Consider the following 11,651-nt stretch of genomic DNA (forward strand, 5'->3'; position numbering starts at 1 on the left):
GCCGGGTAGCCGACGGCATGCCGCAAACCAGGACACCCCTGTAGGAGCGCACCCGGGCGCGACCGGCGTTACCGGGACAGCCCCGTCGCGCCCGGGTGCGCTCCTACGAAATCGTCAGGCCGTTGCGCGTCCGCCACGCCGACCGGCACCGCGTTCAGACCGACCGCCACACCCGGCGTCGGAAAGCCGCCACCGGTCCGGCCATCCAATCGATTGCACGCCGCCGGCCGTGTCGAGACGTTCCGGGCACTGCAGTCCCGGCGCCCGCACCGCCAGCGCATCCGCCCGCACGGGCAATGTCAACACCATGCCGGGCCGGAGAAAAGTCAATCAATCCATTGACTTGAACTCCCCAATCCGGACCAGACGGACAGCCGCCGCCCCACCCCGACCGGCCAGGGTCCCGCGCCGGAACCCTGGCACCGCGTTTTGGCACACCGCATGCATTAGCTCTGGCGAGACCGCAGCCAGCGTCACCGCTGCGGGGCGAGAGCAGCACTTGGAACAACCGAACGGGACAGGCACCTCATGACGCTGGCAACGCACCCACATTCATCGCGCACCCGTCCGGCGTCCGGCGGGTCCCGTTCCTGGAGGCACTTGGCATGAAAATCAAACGCTTCGTTGCCCCGGACATGCGCACCGCATTCCGCATGGTGCGTGAAGAACACGGCCCGGACGCCGTGATCCTGTCCAATCGCCGTACCGCCGAAGGCATCGAGATCGTCGCTGCCAGCAACTACGACGAAGAACTCGTGCAGCGCGCCCTGGAAACCGCCCGCTCCGAGACGCCGGCGGTTGCCGCCGCGCCGATCCCGTCGGCACCTGCCCAGCAGGCCCCGGCCCCGCAAGCCGCGGCCGCGCCGGTCCACGCACCGCTCACGCCGGCCGCCGATGCCGGTACGAGCCAGCGCCAGCGTGTTGCCAGCGCCGCCGAAGACATGATCGCCGCGATGGCGCTGCGCCAGCCGGTCAACGTGCCGCGTCAGGCCCCGGTCGCCGCACCGGTCCGTACCGCCGCCGTCCCCTCGCCCGCCGCCCAGGCCCTGGCCCGCGCCGTTGCGGTGTCCGCCGCGCCGCGCCAGGAGCACGCGTTGTCGGCGGTGCCGGAACAACTGTTTGCCGACTTCCTGACCACCGCCCCGGTGCAGCGCGCCGCCGTGCAGGCCGCCCCGGTGCAGGCGCCGACGCCGATCATGGCCGCCGCCGCGGCCCCTGTGCAGGCCGGCTACGACCAGGACGAAGACGCGCTGGCCGACGACGCCGACTTCGACCTGGACGCGCTGCCGCAGATCCTGCCGCCGGCCGCGTTGCCGCCGTTGGTGGCCGCCCCGCCGGCGCTGGCCGCGGTGCCGGCCGCCGCCGTCCCGGCGCCGCAGAACGACGAAGAACTCAAGCAGTTGCGCGGCGAGCTGGCGCTGATGCGGCAGATGATCGAGCGCGAGATGAACCGCCTCACCGACGAGCGCCTGCGCGGCTCACCGGTGCGTGCGCAGGCCCTGGAGCTGATGGACGACTATGGCTTCGACGCCGGCCTGATCCGCGATGTGGCGCTGCAGATCCCGGCCGATACCGAATTGCACCGCGGCCGCGGGCTGATGCTGGGCCTGCTGTCCAAGCGCCTGCCGGTGGCCCCGGTCGACCCGCTGGAACGCGGCGGCGTGATCGCCCTGGTCGGCCCGACCGGTGCCGGCAAGACCACCACCATCGCCAAGCTGGCGCAGCGCTTCGCTGCCCAGCACGCCCCGCGCGACGTGGCCCTGGTCACCACCGACACCCAGCGCGTCGGCGGCCGCGAGCAGCTGCACAGCTACGGCCGTCAGCTCGGCATCGCCGTGCACGAGGCCGACAGCGCCGAGAGCCTGCTGGAACTGCTCGAGCGCCTGCGCGACTACAAGCTGGTGCTGATCGACACCGCCGGCATGGGCCAGCGCGACCGCGCCCTGGCCGCGCAGCTGAACTGGCTGCGCGCCGCGCACCAGGTCACCTCGCTGCTGGTGCTGCCTGCCAATGCGCACTTTTCCGACCTCGACGAGGTCGTGCGCCGCTTCGCCCACGCCAAGCCCCAGGGCGTGGTGCTGACCAAACTTGACGAGACCGGCCGCTTCGGTAGTGCGCTGTCGGTCGTCGTCGATCACCAAATGCCCATCACCTGGGTGACTGACGGACAGCGGGTCCCCGACGACCTGCACCGCGCCAATGCCGCCAGTCTCGTTCTTCGCCTTGAAGATTTGCGGCGCGCTGCCGATAAGCCCTGTACTCCGGAGCACAACCATGCAGTCGCGTGAATACGCCAAGCTGACCAACGCCTTCCCCCTGTCGGCGACCCGTCCCGAGCCTTTGGGCCCGGTGCGCACCATTGCCGTGACCGGTGGCAAGGGCGGCGTGGGCAAAACCAACATCTCCGCCAACCTGGCCGTGGCGCTGGCCGACATGGGCAAGCGCACCCTGCTGCTGGACGCCGACCTGGGCCTGGCCAATCTGGACGTGGTGCTGGGCCTGTCGCCCAAGTACACCCTGGCCGACCTGATCGCCGGCCGCTGCACGCTGGACGAGGTGATCATCGAAGGCCCCGGCGGCGTGCTGGTGGTCCCGGCCGCCTCCGGTCGCCGCCACATGGCCGAACTGGCCCCGGCCCAGCACATCGGCCTGGTCAACGTGTTCTCCGAACTGGAGCGCGACCTGGACGTGATGGTCATCGACACCGCCGCCGGCATCACCGACAGCGTGCTGACCTTCTGCCAGGCCGCCCAGGACACCGTGGTGGTGGTCTGCGACGAGCCGGCCTCGATCACCGACGCCTACGCGCTGATCAAGGTGCTTTCGCGCGAACGCGGCGTGGACCGCCTGCAGATCATCGCCAACATGGTGCGCGACCCCAACGAAGGCCGCCTGCTGTACGACAAGCTGTCGCGGGTCTGCGAAAAATTCCTCGGCGACGTGTCGCTGAACTACCTCGGCCACGTGCCGCAGGACGACTGGTTGCGCCTGTCGGTACAGCGCCAGCAACCGGTCATCAAGGCCTACCCCGCCAGTCCGTCGGCGCAGGCCATTGCAGAAATCGCTCGCCGTACCTCGCGCTGGCAGGCCCCGACCGTGTCCCGCGGCAACGTCGAATTCTTCGTCGAACGCATCATCCAACGGGGAGTGGCCGCATGAGCACCGCTACCGCAACCACGGCCACCGCGCAGTACCGTGCCGTGCAGCGCAACAACGCCAACGACATCGTCACCCAGCACGCCGACCTGGTGCGCCGCATCGCCCACCATCTGGCCGCGCGCCTGCCGGCGAGCGTGGAAGTGGACGACCTGATCCAGGCCGGCATGATCGGCCTGATCGAAGCCTCGCGCAGTTACGATTCCGAGCAGGGCGCCTCGTTCGAGACCTACGCCTCGATCCGCATCCGCGGCTCGATGATCGACGAGATCCGGCGCGGCGACTGGGTGCCACGCTCGGTGCACCGCCGCGCACGCGATGCCGCCGCGGCCGTGCGCAAGATCGAGCAGCACACCGGCCGCGCCGCCGCCGCCACCGAGGTGGCCGCCGCGATGGAGATGCCGCTGCCGGACTACCTGCGTCTGATGGAAGATGCCGCCCGCGGCCAGGTGCTGAGCCTGGAGTCGCGGATCGAGGATCACGGCGAGCTGGACACCACCGCCAAGGGTGGCCCCAATCCGCAGCAGATGATGGAGCGCGGCGAGTTCGGCCGCGAGCTGGGCAAGGCCATCGGCCAGTTGCCCGAGCGCGAGCAGCTGGTGCTGTCGCTGTACTACGAACAGGAATTGAACCTGAAAGAAATCGGCGCCGTGCTCGGTGTCAGCGAATCGCGCGTGTGCCAGATCCATGGCCAGGCGGTGGTGCGTCTGCGCGGCCGCCTCAAGGTCTTCGAACTGGCCGATGCCGGTGTCGAAATTGACGAATGATTTTTTCGCGTATTTTTTAGTGTTAGGAGCTTGATGTGAACAAGAACATGCGGATTTTGATCGTGGACGACTTCTCGACGATGCGGCGCATCGTCAAGAATCTGTTGGGCGATCTTGGCTTCACCAATACCGCAGAGGCCGAAGACGGCAACAGCGCATTGGCAGCGTTGCGGGCCGGCCCGTTCGATTTCGTGGTCACCGACTGGAACATGCCCGGCATGACCGGCATCGACCTGCTGCGCAACATCCGCGCCGACGCCAAGCTCAAGCACCTGCCGGTGATGATGGTGACCGCCGAAGCCAAGCGCGAGCAGATCATCGAAGCGGCCCAGTGCGGCGTGAACGGCTACATCATCAAGCCGTTCACCGCGCAGACGCTGGAAGAGAAGCTGGGCAAGGTGTTCGAACGTCTGGCGGCGACCGCCTGATGAACGCCACCGTGGACACCAATGCCGAACGCGCCGCGTTGATCGACCGCCTGCAGGGCGCGCTCGATGCACTGGAAAGCGGTGACGAAGCTGCGTGGAAGCGCGAGGTCGACCACCTCGCCGCCCTGCGCACGCGCCCGATGATGCAGGGCCTGAGCCGGCTTGCGCGCGAACTCGGCCAGGCGCTGGGCGAGTTGCCCACCGTGCCCGAGGAAGCCGGCGAGCTGGACGATGCGTGTTCGCGCCTGGACCACGTGGTGGAGATGACCGAGAAGGCCAGCCATCGCACGCTGGATCTGGTCGAGGAATGCCGCGAGCTGGCCAACCAGCTACGCGACGGTGGACTCAATCAGGACCAGGGCGCGCTGATGGACAAGATGCGCCACAACCTGACCGAGCTGTCACTGGCGCAGAGCTACCAGGACCTGAGCGGGCAGATCATCCGTCGCGTGGCCGGCATCGTGCGGCGCGTGCACGAGGGCTTCGGTGCACTCGGCCTGCCGCCGAAGAATCCAGAGCCGAAGAAAGACGACGGCGGTCTTGCCGGTCCTGCAGTCAAGGGCCTGGACCGTCACGCGGTGTCGCAGGACGACGCCGATGACCTGCTGTCCGGATTGGGGCTGTAACCATGAGTGCTGTTCCAGACGATATTGCTGCCGATTTCATCGTCGAGGCCCAGGAAATCCTGGATCGCCTCGGCGAACAGCTGGTGTCGCTGGAACAGGCACCTGACGAAGCCGACCAGCTGAACGCGGTCTTCCGCGGCTTCCACACGCTCAAGGGCGGCGCCGGCTTTCTGGCGATCAAGCCCATGGTCGAGCTCTGCCACGCCGCCGAGGAAACCCTGGGCATGGCGCGCTCCGGCCAGGCGGTGTTGCAGGCGCATCACTTCGATGCCGCGCAGCAGTCGCTGGACTATCTGCAGGCCATGCTGGATGCAATGGGCTCGGGCGAAGCCGTGCCGCATGCACCGGCCTCGCTGATTGCGCAGTTCGATGCCAAGAGCGGCCCGCCGGCGGTCAAGGCCGCGCCCAAGGCCGCCGCCGCAGCGCCCGCACCCGACGACGCACATGGCGCCGCTGCGCCCGGCGCCAAGGCCGCGCCCAAGGCGGCGGCCAAGGGAGCCGACGCCGAGCAGACCGTGCGCGTGGACACCAAGCGCCTGGATGCCATCGTCAACCTGATCGGCGAACTGGTGCTGTCGCGCAATCGCCTCAAGACCCTGCGCACCCGCCTGCGCGACGAGGAACTCGACCGCGCCGTCAGCACGCTGGATATCGCCACCGCGCGCCTGCAGACCGCAGTGATGCGTACCCGCATGCAGCCGGTGAGCAAGGTGTTCTCGCGCTTTCCCAAGGTGGCCCGCGATGTCGCGCGCACCCTGTCCAAGGAAGTGGAGCTGGAACTGATCGGCGCCGAGACGGAACTGGACCGCAACCTGGTCGAGGCCCTGGCCGACCCGCTGGTGCACTTGGTGCGCAATGCGATCGACCACGGCATCGAATCGCCGGCCCTGCGCGAAGCCACCGGCAAGCCGCGCAGCGGCCATGTGCGCCTGTCCGCGCAGCAGGAAGGCGACTACGTCAGCATCGAGATCCAGGACGACGGCGCCGGCATCGATCCCGAGCGCCTGCGCGAAATCGCCCGCAACAAGGGCCTGATCGACGCCGAGGCCGCCGCCCGCCTGAGCACCGACGAGTGCCTGCACCTGATCTTCATGCCGGGCTTTTCGACCAAGGCCGAAGTCACCGACATCTCCGGTCGTGGCGTGGGCATGGACGTGGTGCAATCGCGCATCCGCGAACTCAGCGGGCAGATCCAGATCCAGTCCGAACTGGGCCGCGGCAGCCGCTTCATGATCCGCGTGCCGCTGACGCTGGCGATCCTGCCGACCCTGCTGGTGCAGGCTGGCGAAGCGGTCTATGCCTTGCCGCTGGCGCGCGTGGTCGAGGTGCTGCATGCCCCGCAGACCTCGCTGGGCTGGTTCGACGGCCGCGCCGTGCTGGACCGCCGCTCGCACACCTTGCCGCTGATCGACCTGCGCCGCTGGTTGGGCGTACCTGCCGAACAGCCGCCGCTGCTGACCGTGGTGCTGCTGCAGGCCGGCGAAACCCGTTTCGGCCTGGTGGTGGACCAGGTCCGCGGCCGCGAGGAAGTGGTGATCAAGCCCCTGCCCCGCGCATTACGCGGCCTGCCCGGCTACGCCGGCGCCACCCTGATCGGCGATGGCCGCATGGCGCTGATCCTGGATGTGGATGGATTGCGTTCCAGCGATCATTGAAGTTGGGGATTCGGGATTCGGGATTGGGAGAATCGGGAATCGGGAATCGGGATCGTCAAGACGATCCTGGTCTGCCTGATCTAACGACAACGGCCGCGTACTGCGGCCGTTGTCGTTTTTACTACCAGCATGGCTGCCGATCTACGCCGTTACGCGCGCAGGCATGGGCGCGATGGTTTGGCGACGGCCAGGCTGCCGTGGAAGTGAACCTGGAACCGTTATTTACAGCTAATATTTAAGCATCTTAAACCAGCCCGGGTTTTAGAAAAACGGGGGAACATGCGAGCCAGCTGGTGCAAGCATCCCAAGCGCGATATCGTCAACTCCAAAACCCGATGTTTTGTTGATAAACGCGATCGCGGCGACGCGCGTGTCGGCGTTGAAGCCCATGAAGCTACGAACGCCGCCGCCATTTCCATTGCTCCAAGCTATGCTCTGGCCATCCGGGTGGACCTTCCGCCAGCCGATACCCATTCTGGTATCGGTGTTATCGCCGGGCCTATCTGCGGTCAGCATCATTGAAGCCGCCCGCGAGAGGGGACCGCTTTCTTTGTTTGTCCAAAGTGTCATGAATTTCGACAGGTCCTTCACCGTCGAAAAAAGGCCGCCTGCCGGCGCAAGCGCACCAAATTCCCAGGGTTGAGCCGAGTGGAAGTCCGCATCGTAACCCCAAATTTCCCGGTGCTGCATCGCCGTTGATAGAGTAAGCGTAGTCTCGTCCATACGAAGCGGTTCAAGAATGCGAGCTCGCAAGAGGTCAGCATACGTTTTGCCAAGGCGCTGTGACAACGCGTAACCCAATAACGCGTAATCAAAATTCGAGTATTCAAAACTCGACCCCGGTAAGCGCGTGAGATGGACACGACCTAAATCAGCACAAAGATCGCTCTCGGTGTAGCCGGCATAGGGGTTGCCTTGACTGAGGCCGGTGCGACTGGATGGCCGAAGTGGTAGCCCACTCGTATGAGTGGCTAAATCGAGAAGCGTGATTTCATTCCCGTCAAAGGTGGCGGGAGGAGCTGCAATGTACATTGATAGTGGATCGACGAGATTCACTTCACCGCGTTGAACGCAGTCAGCAAGTAATAGTGCCGTGAATATCTTGGTTAGCGAGGCGATCTGAAATATTGACCGATCATTCGGCTGTTGGAGTTTACCTAGTCCAACCGTTCCGTAGTGGAAGGTCTTCAATTCGCCTGCGCGTACCACCCCCAATACGGCCCCGGTGCCCTGCTTTTCCTCGGCTACGCGACGGCGAAGGGCCGAGGACACGCTATCAGCTTCAATTCCGGGTTTGGCAAAGCTACGCATCGGCAGGGCCATGGATAATGCCGCAGCCAAAACAGTGCGGCGTTTAATTGAGGCGACCATTTTCACTCCTCACTCCAACATCAGCGTTTGAGCCATGCAGAGGGTATCACCCTATTCGGACGGATGCTTCCTGTCCGCATACGCGACGTTGTATGGTGTCGCCACCTCGCAATACAGAAATCTCTCGCCGGTTTGGTGATACGGCTAAGCGGCGGGAATCGCTTTAGCTGCTTCGAAACCAGCCTTTCCGCATTTCACCGATCCCGGCCATTCAACAATGGCAGCTATTTGTCGAATAACGGGTCCAAACCTCGGGGTCAGGTTGACTTCCTTAAGTGAATCTGAACCCGTTCTTTTGAAGTGGGCGACGGCCAGGCTGCCGTGGAAGTGAACCTGGAACCGTTATTTAGATCTCGTTATCTCGTTGCGAAACACTCAGCGCGTCATCGACGGACCAGCCTGGCTGACCGCTTGCTGGGACTGCTCCAGCGCCTGCTGCTGTTCGCGCGCCTGGGCCTGAATCTGGTTGATTGCCTGCAGGCGATCGAACGACTGGGTCTCCGGTGTCTGCACGGCGTCCATGGTCGACATATGGGCACGCTGGTGAGCCGGGTCGTTGAGGGCGCCTTGAACGACGAAGACCTTCTCGCCGCCCGCCAGCTGAGCCGTTGGGTTGTTGAGCACCACATGATCCACCCGCGACAACCCTTCTTCTTTTGCCAGCGCAAGCAGGCTGGCTGTCATGCGCTCGCTCGATGCATCCCACTGCCTGCCATGTGCGCTATCGAGCTTTTGCACCCCGCCTCTGATCTGCTGGTATAGCGGGTGATCCGCATGGCCTGGGTCTGACGGAAGAAGGTGAAGTGACGTCCCTTGCGATGGGGATTCACGTGCACGGAGCTCCTGCTCCAGCTCTTGTGCAGAGATCGGCGAGACATGCAGATGCGTGTTCTTGCTGTGCTGGAACAAGCCCGGCGTCGGGGGCTGGGTGCTGCTATCCAGGTAAGGCATCGGGCGCGTATTACTGCCCAGATCAATACCATTGCGCTCGAGTATTTCTTCTTTCAATCCCAGACGTCGCATATCCAGAATCATCGGCTGTTCTGGCTCTCCGGGCTTTTGCTTGTTGTAGTGGCGCTCGTAGATGGCGGCTGTTCCAACTACCCACGGGCCGTAGTGATTGGCGTAGTCGGACTGACCCGTATAGCCGATGCGAGTGCTCTTGGCGTCCTTGTCGAAGAAGTTTGCCCCCATTGCCTCGACGTTGGCAGGAGTGACGGGCATCGTCATATCTGCGTTCAAGGTAAGGTTGGACTTGAGCGCGTAATTGAATTGCGGCATTCCACCAGTTCGATCAATGAAGTCGTGCATACGACCCGGTGCTTCCCGAAAGATATCCTCCAGTGAGGCATCCGGCTTTGCCTGCTTTACCCTGCTGACGGTTGCATTCCAGCCTGCAATTTCTGCGCTTGCTTCATCTACACGGTTGCTTGATAAAACCTTCTCCGCTGCGTCCGAATAATCGTGCGTGGTCTTGGCTATCTGCACCGCAGCGGTTTCGAACGCCTTACGGGAAGCAGCTGCGGTTGGGCTGTACATGGCGTGCTGCAGTTCATGCCCTAGCACAAACGTCATGTCGCCGGAATCAAGCAACTTTCCGCCAGGCCCATTGGAAAGCCTGGACAGCGGTAGCCGGATGGAATGCTCACCTGGCGTGAACGTTCCGCCTGCATTCGGATCAGTCAGCGGCTTTAGACTGAGTACGCGCTGCTTGGCAACCGCATCATTGAATTGGTCAAGCAACACGGGCGATGCGGCAAGTACACCCTGCAAATTGGTGACATGTTCGGGGGCGACGCCTGGTTGGCGCCCAAATTCATCAACAATAGCTTGCGCCTGTGGACTCAATGGCATGACCTTTCCTTGGATTAACGGATGTAGATCCATTCGACGCAGTGGTGCTCCACCCGCTCCTGCGGTGCATCGGCCTCGCCTCGTGGAAACACTTCCACGCGCATGCCTGGGCGGCTGAAGAAGTCACTCATCCATCGCCCGTCTTCCACCATGTTGCGTTGACGTACAAATCCGATGTCTTCCAGTTTCTTGGTAAACGTATCGAAATCGATCTTGCAGATCTCCGTCATGGGCGGTGAAGAACCCGCCTGCGCCGGAACAAAGGTGAACTCGAACCAACGCCCCGCAGTAGGCGTCTGGTCCATGCCAAAGCTGTAACCCCACTCACTGGTAAGCGGAGCACTGGCGCCGTAGCGCTTAGGATCTGACGCAGCACGCGTCACCGACACCCCCATTTTTGACTGCAGGTAGTCAGGTGTCAGATCGTCCAGTCCGTCAATAGCTTGAATCAACGCAAGCATGCGGGTGAGCGCATCCTCTGCCGTTCGTATTGGCCCGCTGGGTTCGCTGCCAGTGGGAGTGACTGCGGATTCGGATGAGGAACGCATGGCAGATGTCTCCGTGACGGTTGCCGGGGCTGGGGTGGCCGCCGTGTGGGCGCATGCGCCCAGGGCGAAGGTGGAGAGCAAGGCGTAGAGGGGGCGCGCGATCATGAAGCGTCCGTTGTGCGCTGGTGTGGCTGTGACGCTAGTGGCATCGGGCGCCGAGGTCAATTGCAAGGCTTCTGGCAGTTGGTCGATGTGACACTTGGTAACTCCAGGCTCATTGCCGAAATCATTCAAAACTCTCAAAGCATCAGGACTGAGTGACATGTCCGCTCCCTGGACTTAACGGATGTAGACCCATTCGACGCATTTGTGCGCTACCAACGCTTGCGGTTCCGCAGCCTCGCCTCGTGGGAAGACCTCTACACGCATCCCTGGGCGGCTAAAGAAATCACTCATCCAGCGGCCGTCCTCGACGATGTTGCGCTCACGCGCAAATCCCATTAGCTCAAGCTGCTGGGTAAAGCGGTCGAAGTCCAGGCCGCAGATCTCGGTCATCAGGGGCGATGCGCCAGCCACATTGCGATCGAAACGGAATTCAAACCAGCGTCCATCGAGTTTGGTTTCATCAACACCAAAGCCGTAGCTCCACTCTTTGGTGAGCCGGCCAAAAGCACGGTATAGGCGTTCATCGTCTTTTACGAATTGAACGACCTGCCCCATTGCCGACTTCAGACGCTCGGGAGTGAAGTCGGAAATGGTCTGGCTGTCTTTGATCAACGCAAGCAGGTGGCCAAGCAAACCCTCCGCAGTGGGCTTGTCAGGCGGCACAGTGGCAGGGCTGGATGAACTCAGGGCGGATGTCTCCGTGACGGTTGCCGGAGCTGCGCCGCCCGCCGCGTGGGCGCAAGCTCCCAGAGCCAGGGTGGCGAGCAAGGCGTAGAGGGGGCGCGCGATCATGAAGCGTCCGGAGTGCGCTGATGTCGCTGCGACGCTAGTGGCATGCGGCACTGAGGTCAATCGCAGGTCTCTGTCACCCGCACCATCATCGCCGCACGCTGCGCGCCTTGGCCGGCACCTCCACCGGCGGTAGCACCTCCATCAACAGCTGCCCTTCGCTGGCGGTGATGCGCAGCTTGGTGCCGATGGCAAAGCCCAGTTGTTCCAGCCATAGGCCGCTGAGGCGGACGTGGGGCACGTGCTGGTCGCCGGCATGGTCGTGGGCGCCGGGGTAATGGGTGTAGCTGACGGTGCATTGGCGCGGGCGGCGGGCGCGGCGGGGGGCGCGTAGCGTGCCGGGGCCTTGCGG

The 11,651-nt window shown here is 64.0% G+C and carries 11 protein-coding genes; 6 read left to right on the forward strand and 5 right to left on the reverse strand.

The genetic code is table 11. The features are described 5' to 3' along the window. The first annotated feature begins 605 nt into the window (after positions 1-605). The 6 genes from flhF to EO141_RS04680 are packed head-to-tail and all read left to right on the forward strand — an operon-like array spanning position 606 to position 6,632. On the forward strand, positions 606-2,288 hold the full coding sequence (gene flhF, locus EO141_RS04655; protein WP_127168615.1) for a flagellar biosynthesis protein FlhF: 1,683 nt from the start codon (positions 606-608) through the stop codon (positions 2,286-2,288). Further along, the gene (locus EO141_RS04660; protein WP_047125416.1) at positions 2,275-3,159 is read left to right on the forward strand and encodes a MinD/ParA family protein; all 885 of its coding nucleotides are present in this window, start codon (positions 2,275-2,277) and stop codon (positions 3,157-3,159) included. Before flhF ends, EO141_RS04660 begins: the two co-directional genes overlap by 14 nt. After that, positions 3,156-3,923 carry an RNA polymerase sigma factor FliA gene (locus EO141_RS04665; protein WP_047125417.1) on the forward strand — a complete coding sequence of 256 codons (768 nt, stop codon included), beginning with the start codon at positions 3,156-3,158 and terminating at the stop codon, positions 3,921-3,923. Before EO141_RS04660 ends, EO141_RS04665 begins: the two co-directional genes overlap by 4 nt. A 35-nt stretch (positions 3,924-3,958) precedes the next feature. Further along, positions 3,959-4,351 (forward strand): chemotaxis response regulator CheY, encoded by a 393-nt coding sequence (cheY, locus tag EO141_RS04670; RefSeq protein ID WP_002813536.1) that lies wholly within the window; start codon positions 3,959-3,961, stop codon positions 4,349-4,351. After that, positions 4,351-4,977, forward strand: coding sequence for a protein phosphatase CheZ (locus EO141_RS04675; protein WP_104585132.1), 627 nt, complete (start codon positions 4,351-4,353; stop codon positions 4,975-4,977). Before cheY ends, EO141_RS04675 begins: the two co-directional genes overlap by 1 nt. Before the next feature lie 2 nt (positions 4,978-4,979). Continuing rightward, the gene (locus EO141_RS04680) at positions 4,980-6,632 is read left to right on the forward strand and encodes a chemotaxis protein CheA (RefSeq protein WP_104585130.1); all 1,653 of its coding nucleotides are present in this window, start codon (positions 4,980-4,982) and stop codon (positions 6,630-6,632) included. A gap of 261 nt (positions 6,633-6,893) precedes the next feature. On the opposite strand, the gene EO141_RS04690 is transcribed toward EO141_RS04680, so the two are convergent. The 5 genes from EO141_RS04690 to EO141_RS04710 form a co-directional block, all read right to left on the reverse strand. Then, positions 6,894-8,003, reverse strand: coding sequence for a beta-lactamase family protein (locus EO141_RS04690; protein WP_241236621.1), 1,110 nt, complete (start codon positions 8,001-8,003; stop codon positions 6,894-6,896). Positions 8,004-8,378: 375 nt separating this feature from the next. Next, positions 8,379-9,857 carry an XVIPCD domain-containing protein gene (locus EO141_RS04695; RefSeq protein ID WP_127168617.1) on the reverse strand — a complete coding sequence of 493 codons (1,479 nt, stop codon included), beginning with the start codon at positions 9,855-9,857 and terminating at the stop codon, positions 8,379-8,381. Positions 9,858-9,871: 14 nt separating this feature from the next. Continuing rightward, on the reverse strand, positions 9,872-10,510 hold the full coding sequence (locus EO141_RS04700; protein ID WP_127168632.1) for a hypothetical protein: 639 nt from the start codon (positions 10,508-10,510) through the stop codon (positions 9,872-9,874). A 174-nt stretch (positions 10,511-10,684) separates the two neighbouring features. After that, on the reverse strand, positions 10,685-11,302 hold the full coding sequence (locus EO141_RS04705) for a hypothetical protein (RefSeq protein ID WP_127168618.1): 618 nt from the start codon (positions 11,300-11,302) through the stop codon (positions 10,685-10,687). Positions 11,303-11,387: 85 nt separating this feature from the next. Further along, positions 11,388-11,651 (reverse strand): SymE family type I addiction module toxin (locus EO141_RS04710; protein WP_146097064.1); only part of this gene is annotated, 264 nt, incomplete at its 5' end.

The sequence above is a fragment of the Xanthomonas sp. BRIP62415 genome (assembly GCF_003993515.1).
GTDB lineage: Bacteria > Pseudomonadota > Gammaproteobacteria > Xanthomonadales > Xanthomonadaceae > Xanthomonas > Xanthomonas euroxanthea.